Origin of the sequence: Pseudomonas cichorii, assembly GCF_019719005.1 — a bacterium.
In the GTDB taxonomy this organism is placed as follows: domain Bacteria; phylum Pseudomonadota; class Gammaproteobacteria; order Pseudomonadales; family Pseudomonadaceae; genus Aquipseudomonas; species Aquipseudomonas cichorii_E.
Window position 1 is genome coordinate 77,008 of record NZ_JAIGPJ010000002.1, and the last position, 12,271, is coordinate 89,278.

General features: G+C 57.0%; 14 protein-coding genes. 11 read left to right on the forward strand and 3 right to left on the reverse strand.

Annotation, left to right across the window (positions count from 1 at the left end):
* The 4 genes from K5D32_RS02315 to K5D32_RS02330 all read left to right on the forward strand — a co-directional run bounded on the left by K5D32_RS02315 (nt 1) and on the right by K5D32_RS02330 (nt 3,563).
* Nucleotides 1–1,023: a LacI family DNA-binding transcriptional regulator gene (locus K5D32_RS02315; protein ID WP_221599100.1), complete on the forward strand. Its 1,023-nt coding sequence runs from the start codon at nt 1–3 to the stop codon at nt 1,021–1,023.
* A gap of 24 nt (nt 1,024–1,047) precedes the next feature.
* Nucleotides 1,048–1,968, forward strand: coding sequence for a ribokinase (gene rbsK / locus K5D32_RS02320; protein WP_221599101.1), 921 nt, complete (start codon nt 1,048–1,050; stop codon nt 1,966–1,968).
* Nucleotides 1,965–2,369 carry a D-ribose pyranase gene (rbsD, locus tag K5D32_RS02325; RefSeq protein WP_025260465.1) on the forward strand — a complete coding sequence of 135 codons (405 nt, stop codon included), beginning with the start codon at nt 1,965–1,967 and terminating at the stop codon, nt 2,367–2,369. The genes rbsK and rbsD overlap by 4 nt, the downstream gene beginning before the upstream one ends.
* 168 nt (nt 2,370–2,537) lie before the next feature.
* Nucleotides 2,538–3,563, forward strand: coding sequence for a nucleoside hydrolase (locus K5D32_RS02330; RefSeq protein WP_221599102.1), 1,026 nt, complete (start codon nt 2,538–2,540; stop codon nt 3,561–3,563).
* 11 nt (nt 3,564–3,574) lie between these two features.
* On the opposite strand, the gene K5D32_RS02335 is transcribed toward K5D32_RS02330, so the two are convergent.
* On the reverse strand, nt 3,575–3,769 hold the full coding sequence (locus tag K5D32_RS02335) for a hypothetical protein (protein ID WP_025260463.1): 195 nt from the start codon (nt 3,767–3,769) through the stop codon (nt 3,575–3,577).
* A 283-nt stretch (nt 3,770–4,052) separates the two neighbouring features.
* On the opposite strand from K5D32_RS02335, the gene K5D32_RS02340 reads away from it, so the two are divergent.
* The gene (locus K5D32_RS02340; RefSeq protein ID WP_221599103.1) at nt 4,053–4,376 is read left to right on the forward strand and encodes an I78 family peptidase inhibitor; all 324 of its coding nucleotides are present in this window, start codon (nt 4,053–4,055) and stop codon (nt 4,374–4,376) included.
* A 67-nt stretch (nt 4,377–4,443) separates the two neighbouring features.
* Here K5D32_RS02340 and K5D32_RS02345 read toward each other — a convergent pair whose 3' ends face one another.
* Nucleotides 4,444–4,656: a cold-shock protein gene (locus tag K5D32_RS02345; protein WP_024685433.1), complete on the reverse strand. Its 213-nt coding sequence runs from the start codon at nt 4,654–4,656 to the stop codon at nt 4,444–4,446.
* Nucleotides 4,657–4,951: 295 nt separating this feature from the next.
* Nucleotides 4,952–5,260: a hypothetical protein gene (locus K5D32_RS02350; protein WP_221575868.1), complete on the reverse strand. Its 309-nt coding sequence runs from the start codon at nt 5,258–5,260 to the stop codon at nt 4,952–4,954.
* Nucleotides 5,261–5,619: 359 nt separating this feature from the next.
* On the opposite strand from K5D32_RS02350, the gene thrS reads away from it, so the two are divergent.
* From thrS to pheT, 6 genes are all read left to right on the forward strand, one after another.
* Nucleotides 5,620–7,542, forward strand: coding sequence for a threonine--tRNA ligase (gene thrS, locus K5D32_RS02355; RefSeq protein WP_221575867.1), 1,923 nt, complete (start codon nt 5,620–5,622; stop codon nt 7,540–7,542).
* On the forward strand, nt 7,542–8,093 hold the full coding sequence (gene infC, locus K5D32_RS02360) for a translation initiation factor IF-3 (protein ID WP_170929410.1): 552 nt from the start codon (nt 7,542–7,544) through the stop codon (nt 8,091–8,093). Before thrS ends, infC begins: the two co-directional genes overlap by 1 nt.
* Before the next feature lie 60 nt (nt 8,094–8,153).
* A complete protein-coding gene (gene rpmI, locus K5D32_RS02365) occupies nt 8,154–8,348 on the forward strand; it encodes a 50S ribosomal protein L35 (RefSeq protein WP_002553160.1) in 195 nt (64 codons plus the stop codon).
* 28 nt (nt 8,349–8,376) lie between these two features.
* Complete coding sequence (rplT, locus tag K5D32_RS02370) at nt 8,377–8,733, forward strand: 50S ribosomal protein L20 (protein WP_016963673.1); 357 nt, start codon at nt 8,377–8,379, stop codon at nt 8,731–8,733.
* 103 nt (nt 8,734–8,836) lie between these two features.
* A complete protein-coding gene (pheS, locus tag K5D32_RS02375; RefSeq protein WP_024685429.1) occupies nt 8,837–9,853 on the forward strand; it encodes a phenylalanine--tRNA ligase subunit alpha in 1,017 nt (338 codons plus the stop codon).
* Nucleotides 9,854–9,889: 36 nt separating this feature from the next.
* Complete coding sequence (gene pheT, locus K5D32_RS02380) at nt 9,890–12,268, forward strand: phenylalanine--tRNA ligase subunit beta (protein WP_221599104.1); 2,379 nt, start codon at nt 9,890–9,892, stop codon at nt 12,266–12,268.
* Nucleotides 12,269–12,271: the final 3 nt, after the last annotated feature.

Consider the following 12,271-nt stretch of genomic DNA (forward strand, 5'->3'; position numbering starts at 1 on the left):
ATGGCAACCATCAAAGACGTCGCGGCGCTGGCAGGGATTTCCTACACCACGGTGTCCCATGTGCTGAACAAGACCCGCCCGGTGAGTGATCCGGTCCGGATCAAGGTCGAGGCGGCCATTGCCCAACTCGATTATGTGCCCAGCGCCGTTGCCCGTTCGCTCAAGGCCAAGACCACTTCGACGATCGGGCTGTTGATTCCCAACGGTATCAACCCTTACTTCGCCGAACTGGCGCGAGGGATCGAGGATCATTGCGAGCGTAACGGCTTTTGCGTGATCCTCTGCAACTCTGACGACAATCCGGAAAAGCAGCGCAACTACTTGCGCGTGCTGCTGGAGAAGCGCGTCGACGGCCTGATCGTGTCCTCGGTGGGCGGTGATGTCAGTATCGCGGGTGGTCTGGCAGAGGTGCGCACGCCCCTGGTGATTGTCGACCGCGAGCTTGAGGGCATCGATGCCGACATGGTACGTATCGATCACGAGCACGGCGCCTACCTGGCGACCCGTCACCTGCTCGATCTGGGGCATCGCGATATTGCCTGCATTGGCGGGCCGGACAATACGGTGGTGGCCGATATGCGTTTTGTCGGTTATCGGCGTGCGATGCAGGAGGCCGGTGTCGAGGTCGTGCCTGAATGGGTGGTCCGCAGTGATTTCACCAGCTCTGCCGGTCATGAGGCGGCGGTCGGTCTGTTGGCTGGCCATCGACCTACCGCCATTTTTGCTGGCAACGACGTGATTGCCATTGGCGTACTGCGAGCGGCGGCCGAGCGCAATATCCCGGTTCCCCGTGAGCTGTCTGTGATCGGTTTCGACGATATCCAGATGAGTCGCTATGTCTATCCCGCGTTGACCACCGTCGGCCAGTCGATCATGCAACTGGGGGAAACGGCAGCAGAAATGCTGTTGTCCAGGATTGTCGGAGCCTCGACCGAATTGCCCGGCAGACGCCTTGTAACTCCCAGTGTCGTGGTGCGTGAATCCACTGCGCCGCCGAACAATGCCTTCAATGAGTTGCGCTGAAATACAGCGCCGAGCGAATGAGCCATGCAAGCAAAAATAGTGATAGTTGGCAGTCTCAACATGGACCTGGTGATTCGCGCCCAGCGTTTGCCGCGACCCGGTGAAACCCTTGCCGGAGAAACCTTCATGACCGTGCCCGGCGGCAAGGGCGCCAATCAGGCCGTGGCGGCTGCTCGCCTGGGTGGCAGCGTGGCGATGATCGGATGCGTGGGTGAAGATGCCTATGGCGAACAGTTGCGCGGCGCGTTGCTGGCAGAAGGTATCGATTGTCGCGCAGTCACGTCGGTGTCCGGTGTATCCACCGGTATTGCCTCGATTGTGGTGGATGACAACAGCCAGAACGCGATCATCATCGTTGCTGGTGGCAATGGCCAACTGACGCCTTCATTGATCGGAGTGTTCGATACGCTGCTGGCCGCTGCCGAAGTGGTCATATGCCAGCTCGAAGTGCCGATGGAAACGGTCCACCACACCTTGTCCCGTGCCCGTGAACTGGGCAAGACCGTCATTCTCAACCCGGCGCCTGCTGCCGCGCCCTTGCCGCCAGAGTGGTACGGGTTGATTGATTATCTGATTCCCAATGAAAGCGAGGCGCAGGCGCTGACAGGAATCGTGGTGGATTCGCCTGTGTCGGCACAGGAGGCAGCGAAAGCGCTGCTGGCGGCCGGGGCTCGTAATGTCATCATTACTTTGGGAGAGCAGGGCAGCCTGCTGGCCAATGCTCAGGGTTTTGAGCACGTGCCAGCGCAGCCGGTGAAGGCTGTTGATACGACCGCGGCAGGTGATACCTTTGTCGGCGGTTTTGCCTCGGCTCTTTCGCAAGGCAAGAGTGAGTCCGAAGCGATCCGTTTTGCCCAGGTTGCGGCGGCACTGTCTGTTACCCGTGCCGGTGCGCAGCCTTCGATACCGACATTCGATGAAGTGCAGGAATTCAAAGCCTCATGAAAAAGACACCGCTTCTCAATATTGCCTTGTCCCGTGTGATTGCTTCACTGGGGCACGGCGATATCCTCATGATCGTCGACGCCGGCATGCCCGTGCCAGCAGGCGTCGAATTGATCGACCTGGCGTTGACCCAGGGCGTGCCGGATTTCGCCAGTGTGCTGGATGTCGTGCTGTCGGAAATGCAGGTCGAAAGCCATGTGCTGGCCAGCGAGATGGTGAACGTACAGCCGCCTGGGCTGCGAGTGATCGAGGCCCTGGCGCTTGATGAACAACTGGGCCAGCAGCGCTGGGTGAGTCATGAAGAGTTGAAAGTCTTGAGCCGCAGCGCCAAGGCTATCGTGCGTAGCGGGGAATGCCAGCCGTATAGCAATGTGGCTCTGGTGGCTGGCGTAGTTTTCTAGGCTTTGCACGAAAAGTGGCTGCGCTCGGTGATGCTGCGTTAAAAACAGGCTCGGAATGCTCATTTACAGCACGTAAACTCCGCTTCCTCGCCTGTTTTTGCCTTGCCTGACCTTCGCTCGCCGACTTTTCGTACAAAACCTAAGGAAGTCTTTAACAGGGAGTAAATCATGCAGATATTGAAATTTTCCAGGCAACTACTGTGGAGCCTATCGCTTTTGTCCATTCTCGGTATGAGTGCCGCCCAGGCGGCTGAAAAGCGCAACTTGATCATCGACACCGATCCGGGCGCCGACGATGTGGTCGCATTGCTGCTGGCGCTGGCCTCTCCTGAAGAACTGAACGTGCTGGCGATCACCACGGTGGCAGGCAATGTGCGTCTGGACAAAACCTCGCGTAATGCAAGGCTTGCCCGCGAGTGGGCAGGGCGCGAGGAAGTTCCGGTCTATGCCGGTGCGCCAAAGCCTCTGGTACGTACGCCGATCTATGCCGAAAACGTGCATGGCCAGGAAGGGTTGCCGGGTGTGCCGATCCACGAGCCTGCAAAGGGGCTGGCCGAAGGTAACGCCGTCAATTACCTGATCGACACTCTGAAAAAAGCCGAGCCGCACAGCATCACCATTGCCATGCTCGGTCCACAGACCAATCTGGCGCTGGCACTGGTTCAGGCGCCTGAAATCACTCAGGGTATCAAGGAAGTCGTGGTCATGGGCGGCGCGCACTTCAATGGCGGCAACATCACGCCGACTGCCGAGTTCAACCTGTTCGCCGACCCTCATGCGGCGCAGATCGTCCTGGCCAGTGGTGTCAAGCTGACCTATGTGCCGCTGGACGTGACCCACAAGATCCTGACCAGCGAGCAGCGTCTGCAGAAGATCGCCGCACTGGGCAATCAGGCTGGCAAGCTGGTCGGTGGCATTCTCGATGAGTACGTCAAGCTGGATATGGAGCATTACGGCCTGCCCGGCGGGCCTGTCCATGATGCGAGCGTGATTGCCTGGCTGCTTCAGCCGGAGCTGTTTTCAGGCCGGCAGATCACCCTGGCCATCGATAGCCGCGATGGCATCGGCTTTGGTCAGACCGTTGCTGACTGGTACGGCACGCTCAAGCAGCCACAGAACGTGTTCTGGGTCGAGAATGGCGACGCTCAGGGCTTCTTCGATCTGCTGACCAGCCGGTTGGCCCGTTTGAAGTGAGTCCTTGTGCTTCAGGCAGGTAGCTCCGCCGGGGAGTACCTGCTCAGCACCTGGCTGAGAAAGGTTCGGGCACCTTCGGTGCCCAGTTCCTTGACCAGCAGGTCGACTGCAATGATCGTAAGCTCTTCTGCCGTGCCCGGGCTGTGCGAGCAATGTCCCTGAGGCCATTTGGCCTTGATATCCGCATCGATGGATATGATTGTCATGTCTGTCTCTTTTTGTGTGAAAGCAGCGCATCATCCTGAGCGTTGCCGAATGCCTGGACGTCGTGTGCAGTAGATCATTCCACGCACAGGGTGATACTTCTACTTAGGCATCATGTCGGTTTATCGATAGCCTATGCGAATAAACGTTTTGTGACGATTTTTGGCTGCGCATGTACTCGTTCTCTGGGGCAGACTTTTGCGGCGTGTGGGCCTGTGTCTGCAACCAATGCGCCTGGATGCGGTCGCACAGGGTCTGAACATGTTCATTGGAAGAGGAGGGTGTATGCCCCGCAAATTTGCAACATTGGGTTTTGTCGCTTTGGCAGCGTTGATGGCAGGGTGCAGTTCCACACCGGGATCGTCTCCTGAAACTGCTCAGGCGCCCGCTTCTCATGCAGGGCATGGTCGCTGCGATGCGGCTCAGGCCCAGTCGGCGGTGGGTCAGCAGGCTTCGGCTGCATTGCTGGCTCAGGTGCGTACTCAATCGGGCTCGAATGAAGCCCGGATTCTGGGTCCCAACGATATGGTCACGCTGGAGTATCGCTCCGACCGTGTGAATATCAATGCGGATGCCAGTGGCAAGGTGATTCGCGTCAACTGCGGTTGATGCCTGCATTTCCCCTTTTCATAAAAAAACCCGTCCATTGAGACGGGTTTTTTTCAAGTCAGGTGGATCAGACCACAGTGACTTCTTCTGCTTGCATGCCTTTCTGGCCTTTGGCAGCAACGAAAGAAACGGTCTGGCCTTCTTTCAGGCTTTTGAAACCGTCGCTCTGGATTGCTTTGAAGTGAACGAACAGGTCGTCACCGCCACCTTGTGGAGTGATAAAGCCGAAGCCTTTTTCATCGTTGAACCATTTTACGGTGCCGGTTTGGCGATTAGACATGGTGTATCTCCAAGAACATAGTTTTTCAGTAGAACGTGCTGCTCAGGCCAACTGGGCACACCGAGCCATAATAGTCGAAATGTAAGAAAAGAGAGCCCTTTAGGTAGGAACTTTGAATCAAAATCGAGTAGATGCAGGGCGTCATATTACCGTTGTGCAAAAGTAACATGACAGGTGGTGCGATGGAGGAGGTCTTTCTGCTGCGCCGAAAGCCACGTTTTACGGGGCTTTCGGGCATATTCTTCAGTGCCTTCGACAATCCTTGAGAGTGGTTCGCTTCAGGCACCGTGGGAAATTATTTTTTTGCTGCACTGCAGTTTTCAGCGACCAGTTTTTGCAGTTTCGAAGCCAGGGCCGGGTTTTGAGAGGCGTCGGCGCTGAGGCTGGCGATTTCCTTGTCCGAGAAATGACTGTCGACCTGTTTTGCGCCGCAATCGCAATGGGCCTTGGCCGTCTTGTCGTCCAGGTTGTGCTGTTTTGCAGCATTGACACATTCTTGAGTGAAGGCAGAGCGAGTCGTGCTGTCCATGGCCGCCTGAGCGGTCAGCGGGCCGGCAAGGGCGGCACAGGCAAGCAGGGCAGGCATAAGGTGAAAGCGCTTCATGGTGTTCTCCTTTACTGGAAGAGTCATACAGGAACCCGATTCATTCAGACGGTCTTGAGCGGCTCCAGTTCAGGCGATATGCCAAAACGCTCTATTTCCATACTCATCGGGCAGGTTGTGCGTGTGAATCGATGTGGCTGTGCTAGGATGCGCGTCCTGTAGATTCTTTGCCCCGTGGCTCAATGGCCATCGGCGCGGCACATGCAGGTTTTTTTCGCACAATCCAGTCATCTGGTTCGGTTGAAGGTTGGCCTGAAAGGCTCCTGCCACTGTGAGGCAGGCATACCACCGAATCACGTACTGGCTCATCCCAACCCACGTGACCTTTGGTAGGGGTCACCACTAGGAGAGGAGGCGCCATGCCCACCATTACTCTTCCCGACGGCAGTCAACGTTCATTCGATCATCCGGTTTCCGTAGCCGATGTCGCACTTTCCATTGGTGCCGGTCTGGCCAAGGCCACCGTGGCCGGTAAAGTCGATGGCAAGCTCGTCGACGCCTGCGACCTCATCGAAGGCGATGCCAGCCTGCAGATCATCACCCCCAAGGATCAGGAAGGACTGGAAATCATCCGCCACTCCTGCGCTCACCTTGTCGGGCATGCCGTCAAGCAACTGTACCCGACCGCCAAAATGGTTATCGGTCCGGTCATCGACGACGGCTTTTATTACGATATCGCCTACGAGCGTCCGTTCACGCCTGACGACATGGCTGCCATCGAGCAGCGCATGCAGCAACTGATCGAGAAAGATTACGACGTCATCAAGAAAGTGACGCCGCGTGCAGAAGTGATCGAAGTGTTCACTTCGCGCCACGAAGACTACAAGCTGCGTCTGGTCGAGGACATGCCCGATCAGCAGGCCATGGGCCTGTACTATCACGAAGAATACGTCGACATGTGCCGCGGTCCGCACGTGCCGAACACCCGCTTCCTCAAGTCTTTCAAGCTGACCAAGCTGTCCGGCGCCTACTGGCGTGGCGATGCCAAGAACGAGCAGTTGCAGCGCGTCTACGGCACCGCCTGGGCGGACAAGAAGCAACTGGCTGCTTATATCCAGCGCATCGAAGAAGCTGAAAAGCGTGACCATCGCAAGATCGGCAAGCGCCTGGGGTTGTTCCATACCCAGGAAGAAGCGCCGGGCATGGTGTTCTGGCATCCGCAGGGCTGGACCCTGTATCAGGTGCTTGAGCAGTACATGCGCAAAGTGCAGCGCGAGAACGGCTATCTGGAAATCAAGACTCCCCAGGTGGTCGACCGCTCGCTCTGGGAGAAATCCGGGCACTGGGCCAACTACGCCGACAACATGTTCACCACCGAGTCCGAGAGTCGCGACTACGCCATCAAGCCGATGAACTGCCCGTGCCACGTGCAGGTGTTCAATCAGGGCCTGAAAAGCTACCGTGAACTACCGCTGCGTCTGGCCGAGTTCGGTGCCTGCCACCGTAACGAGCCGTCGGGTGCTCTGCACGGCATCATGCGCGTGCGTGGTTTCACTCAGGACGATGCGCACATTTTCTGCACAGAAGAGCAAATGCAGTCCGAGTCGGCCGCTTTCATCAAGCTGACCCTGGATGTGTATGCCGATTTCGGTTTCAAGGACATCGAGCTCAAGCTGTCGACCCGCCCTGAAAAGCGCGTGGGTTCCGACGAATTGTGGGATCGTGCCGAGTCGGCACTGGCGTCTGCGCTGGACAGCGCTGGTCTGCCTTACGATCTGCAACCGGGCGAGGGCGCTTTCTATGGTCCGAAAATCGAGTTTTCCCTGAAGGATTGCCTTGGTCGTGTCTGGCAGTGTGGTACCCTGCAGCTCGATTTCAACCTGCCGATCCGTCTGAGCGCCGAATACGTTTCGGAAGACAACGGTCGCAAGCATCCGGTCATGTTGCACCGTGCCATCCTCGGATCCTTCGAGCGTTTCATCGGTATTCTGATCGAGCATTATGAAGGCGCGTTCCCGGCCTGGCTTGCTCCGACGCAGGCAGTGATCATGAATATCACTGATAAACAGGCAGATTTTGCTCTTGAAGTCGAAAAAACTCTGGCTCAAAGCGGATTTCGTGCCAAGTCTGACTTGAGAAATGAAAAGATCGGCTTTAAAATCCGCGAGCATACTTTGCTCAAGGTCCCTTATCTCCTCGTGATTGGAGATCGGGAAGTTGAAACGCAAACTGTCGCTGTGCGTACACGCGAAGGCGCTGACCTCGGTTCAATGCCGGTCGCCCAATTCGCTGAATTCCTCGCACAAGCGGTTTCCCGGCGTGGTCGCCAAGATTCGGAGTAATTATTATTAAGCGTGAAATGAGACAAGATAAACGAGCTGCACCCAAGGCCCCGATCAATGAGAATATCTCGGCCCGCGAGGTTCGGTTAATTGGCGCTGACGGCGAGCAGATTGGCATCGTCTCGATTGATGAAGCGCTTCGTATAGCCGAAGAGGCGAAGCTGGATCTGGTAGAGATTTCTGCCGACGCAGTACCTCCGGTCTGCCGTGTCATGGACTACGGCAAATCGATCTTCGAGAAGAAGAAGCAGATTGCTGCAGCGAAGAAAAACCAGAAGCAGATCCAGGTTAAAGAAATCAAGTTTCGTCCAGGGACGGAGGAAGGGGATTACCAGGTAAAACTACGCAACCTGGTACGTTTCCTGAGTGACGGGGACAGGGCCAAGGTATCGTTGAGATTCCGCGGTCGTGAGATGGCCCACCAGGAGCTGGGTATGGAATTGTTGAAGCGGGTTGAAGCTGACTTGCTCGAATACGGTTCCGTCGAACAGCATCCTAAGATGGAAGGACGCCAGCTGATCATGGTCATCGCCCCGAAAAAGAAGAAGTAACCACCAGGGCACGGCAGGCCTTGCGGTTATGTTTATCAACTGAATGCGGAGTATCCGAACATGCCAAAGATGAAGACTAAAAGTGGTGCAGCTAAGCGGTTTTTGAAAACTGCGAACGGCATCAAGCACAAACACGCTTTCAAGAGCCACATCCTGACCAAAATGTCGACCAAGCGTAAGCGTCAACTGCGCGGTAGCAGCTTGCTGCATCCGTCTGACGTGGCAAAAGTCGAGCGCATGCTGCGCCTTCGTTAATTTTGATCAAGAATAGAGGAAGTTACTCATGGCTCGTGTAAAGCGTGGCGTCATTGCCCGTAAGCGTCACAAAAAAATTCTGAAACTTGCTAAAGGCTACTACGGCGCGCGTTCACGCGTATTCCGTGTTGCCAAGCAAGCGGTAATCAAGGCAGGCCAATACGCCTACCGTGACCGTCGTCAGAAAAAACGTCAGTTCCGCGCTCTGTGGATCGCTCGTATCAACGCTGGTGCTCGTACCAACGGTCTGTCTTACAGCCGTTTGATCGCTGGCCTGAAAAAGGCGTCTATCGAGATCGACCGTAAGGTTCTGGCTGATCTGGCAGTGAACGAAAAAGCGGCGTTTGCTGCGATTGTCGAGAAAGCTAAAGCCACTTTGGCCTAAGTCCCCGACAATCACCGGTTCCGGGTTCCGGAACCGGTTTTGAACGTCATAAATAGGGGAAGAGCCTTTGGCTCTTCCCCTATTTCGTATCTGGAGTCTGTACATGGAAAACCTGGACGCGCTGGTCTCGCAAGCTCTTGAGGCTGTGCAAAGCGCCGAAGATATCAATGCCCTGGAGCAAATCCGGGTTCACTACCTCGGCAAGAAAGGCGAGTTGACTCAGGTGATGAAGACCCTGGGGAACCTGCCTGCTGAAGAGCGTCCGCAAGTCGGCGCCCTGATCAACGTTGCCAAGGAGCGTGTCACAGAGGTTCTCAATGCCCGCAAGGCGTCGTTTGAGCAGGCAGAACTGACTGCCAGGCTCGCGGCCGAGTGCATTGACGTGACCTTGCCGGGACGCGGTCAGACCTCCGGTGGTCTGCACCCGATCACCCGGACTCTGGAACGTATCGAACAATTCTTCACCCACATCGGCTACGGCATTGCCGAAGGCCCTGAGGTCGAAGACGATTACCATAACTTCGAGGCGCTCAACATCCCTGGCCACCACCCGGCGCGGGCGATGCATGACACCTTCTATTTCAATGCGAACATGCTGCTTCGTACCCACACCTCGCCGGTGCAGGTGCGGACCATGGAATCGCAACAGCCGCCGATCCGCATCGTATGCCCGGGTCGTGTATACCGCTGTGACTCGGATATTACTCACTCGCCGATGTTCCACCAGATCGAAGGCCTGCTGGTCGACCGCGATATCAACTTCGCGGATCTGAAAGGCACCATCGAAGAGTTCCTGCGCGTGTTCTTCGAGAAGGAACTGGCGGTACGTTTCCGTCCTTCTTTCTTCCCGTTCACCGAGCCTTCTGCTGAAGTCGATATGGAGTGCGTGATGTGCAGCGGCAAAGGCTGCCGCGTCTGCAAGCAGACCGGCTGGCTGGAAGTCATGGGTTGCGGAATGGTTCACCCCAACGTGCTGCGCATGTCCGGCATCGACCCTGAAGAGTTCCAGGGCTTTGCTTTCGGCATGGGTGTCGAGCGTCTGGCAATGCTGCGTTACGGCGTCAATGACTTGCGCCTGTTCTTCGACAACGACCTGCGGTTCCTGGCGCAATTTCGCTAGAACGCATGCCCGTAACGAATCTATTAGGAGAGCAGGATGAAATTCAGTGAACAATGGTTGCGTGGCTGGGTAAGCCCGCAGGTTTCCCGTGACGAGCTGGTTGCCCGTCTGTCGATGGCCGGTCTTGAGGTTGACAGCGTCACGCTGGCCGCCGGCATCTTCACGGGTGTAGTCGTAGGCGAAGTCCTGAGCACCGAGCAACACCCTGATGCTGACAAGCTGCGCGTCTGTCAGGTCAGCAATGGCAGCGAAACATTGCAGGTCGTCTGTGGCGCGCCAAACGTGCGTCCGGGTCTGAAGATTCCTTTCGCAATGATCGGTGCCGAGCTTCCCGGCGACTTCAAGATCAAGAAGGCCAAGCTGCGCGGCGTCGAGTCCAACGGCATGCTGTGTTCCGCTGCCGAGCTGCAACTGGGCGAGGCCAACGATGGTCTGATGGAACTGGCTGCCGATGCGCCAGTGGGTCAGGACATTCGCGTTTACCTGGAGCTGGACGATGCCAGCATCGAAGTCGACCTGACGCCGAACCGTGGCGACTGCCTGTCGGTTGCCGGTCTGGCGCGTGAAGTCGGCGCGCTGTATGCCGCCGAGGTCACTCGTCCGCAAGTAGCGCCTGTAGCTGTCGTGCATGACGAAGTTCGTCCTGTCGAGTTGCTGGCACCTGCTGCCTGCCCGCGCTACCTGGGCCGAGTGATCCGTAACGTTGACCTGTCGCGTCCTACACCGCTGTGGATGGTGGAGCGCCTGCGTCGTTCGGACGTGCGCAGCATCGATGCAGTTGTCGATATCACCAACTACGTGATGCTTGAGTTGGGTCAGCCGCTGCATGCATTCGATCTGGCCGAAATCAATGGCGGGATTCGTGTGCGCATGGCCGAGGAGGGCGAGAAGCTTGTCCTGCTAGACGGTCAGGAAGTCAGCCTGCGCGCCGACACTCTGGTCATTGCCGACCACCAGCGTGCTCTGGCCATCGCTGGCATCATGGGTGGCGAGCACAGTGGTGTGACTACCAAGACCCGGGATATTTTCCTGGAAAGCGCTTTCTTCGACACCATCTCGGTGGCTGGCAAGGCCCGCTCCTACGGCCTGCACACCGATGCTTCGCACCGTTACGAGCGTGGCGTGGACTGGCAGCTTGCCCGTGAAGCCATGGAGCGCGCCACTGGCCTGCTGCTGGAAATTACCGGTGGTGAAGCTGGTTCGATCATTGAAGCAGTCAGCGAACAGCACCTGCCTTCGATTGCTTCGGTTACCCTGCGTGCAAGCCGTGTCGAGCAAATGCTCGGTCTGGTTATTGAAAACGCCGAAATCGAGCGTCTGCTGACGGCTCTGGGCTTGAAACTGAGCAACGAGTCCGCTGGTCAGTGGCGCGTTGAAGTGCCAAGTCATCGCTTCGACATCAGTCTGGAAGTCGACCTGATCGAAGAGCTGGCGCGTCTGTACGGTTACAACCATCTGCCGGTTCGTTACCCGCAAGCCCGTCTGGCACCTCAAGCCAAGGCCGAAGCGCGTGGCGATCTGCCAGAGCTGCGTCGTCTGCTGGTTGCTCGCGGTTATCAGGAAGCCATCACTTACAGCTTCATCGATCCGAAGGCTTTCGAGCTGTTCAGCCCGGGCGTAGAACCGCTGCTGCTGGCCAACCCGATCTCCAATGACATGGCGGCCATGCGTTCTTCCCTGTGGCCGGGCCTGGTCAAGGCTCTGCAACACAACCTCAATCGTCAGCAGGATCGCGTTCGCATGTTCGAAAGCGGTCTGCGTTTCGTCGGCCAGCTTGATGGCCTCAAGCAAGAGCCGATGCTTGCCGGTGTGGTCTGCGGCAGCCGTCTGCCTGAGGGTTGGGCGCAAGGTCGTGATGCGGTCGATTTCTTCGACGTGAAAGCGGACGTGGAAGCAGTGCTTGGTTTTGCCGGCGCATTGGGTGAGTTCACCTTCTCTGCGGGTCAGCACCCAGCCTTGCACCCTGGCCAGACCGCTCGCATCGAGCGCGATGGTCGTGAAGTCGGTTTCCTGGGTGCCATTCATCCGGAACTGGCAAAAACCCTGGGCCTTGATCGCCCAGTGTTCGTCTTCGAACTGGTTCTGGGCGAAGTTTCCACAGGTCGTCTGCCGAAATTCCACGAGCTTTCCCGCTTCCCGGAAGTGCGTCGCGACCTGGCTCTGCTGGCTGATCGGGACGTCAATGCAAGCGCAGTTCTTGACGTTATTCGTGAAAATGCAGGCGAATGGCTCACAGACCTCAGGCTATTTGACGTTTATCAGGGTAAAGGCATTGATCCGCATAGAAAAAGCCTTGCAGTTGGCTTGACCTGGCAGCATCCATCGCGCACTCTTAATGACGATGAGGTAAACGCAACGACACTTGCTATCCTCAATTCACTTGAGGAACGGTTAAACGTCACGTTAAGGAAGTAGCGT

Excerpts from the sequence above, each read along its gene's own strand:
- K5D32_RS02330 (WP_221599102.1), top strand. The coding sequence starts at position 2,538 with ATGCAGATATTGAAATTTTCCAGGCAACTACTGTGGAGCCTATCGCTT.
- K5D32_RS02335 (WP_025260463.1), bottom strand. The coding sequence starts at position 3,769 with ATGACAATCATATCCATCGATGCGGATATCAAGGCCAAATGGCCTCAG.
- rplT (WP_016963673.1), top strand. The coding sequence starts at position 8,377 with ATGGCTCGTGTAAAGCGTGGCGTCATTGCCCGTAAGCGTCACAAAAAA.
- K5D32_RS02350 (WP_221575868.1), bottom strand. The coding sequence starts at position 5,260 with ATGAAGCGCTTTCACCTTATGCCTGCCCTGCTTGCCTGTGCCGCCCTT.
- thrS (WP_221575867.1), top strand. The coding sequence starts at position 5,620 with ATGCCCACCATTACTCTTCCCGACGGCAGTCAACGTTCATTCGATCAT.
- rbsK (WP_221599101.1), top strand. The coding sequence starts at position 1,048 with ATGCAAGCAAAAATAGTGATAGTTGGCAGTCTCAACATGGACCTGGTG.
- K5D32_RS02340 (WP_221599103.1), top strand. The coding sequence starts at position 4,053 with ATGCCCCGCAAATTTGCAACATTGGGTTTTGTCGCTTTGGCAGCGTTG.
- rbsD (WP_025260465.1), top strand. The coding sequence starts at position 1,965 with ATGAAAAAGACACCGCTTCTCAATATTGCCTTGTCCCGTGTGATTGCT.
- K5D32_RS02345 (WP_024685433.1), bottom strand. The coding sequence starts at position 4,656 with ATGTCTAATCGCCAAACCGGCACCGTAAAATGGTTCAACGATGAAAAA.
- pheS (WP_024685429.1), top strand. The coding sequence starts at position 8,837 with ATGGAAAACCTGGACGCGCTGGTCTCGCAAGCTCTTGAGGCTGTGCAA.
- K5D32_RS02315 (WP_221599100.1), top strand. The coding sequence starts at position 1 with ATGGCAACCATCAAAGACGTCGCGGCGCTGGCAGGGATTTCCTACACC.
- pheT (WP_221599104.1), top strand. The coding sequence starts at position 9,890 with ATGAAATTCAGTGAACAATGGTTGCGTGGCTGGGTAAGCCCGCAGGTT.
- rpmI (WP_002553160.1), top strand. The coding sequence starts at position 8,154 with ATGCCAAAGATGAAGACTAAAAGTGGTGCAGCTAAGCGGTTTTTGAAA.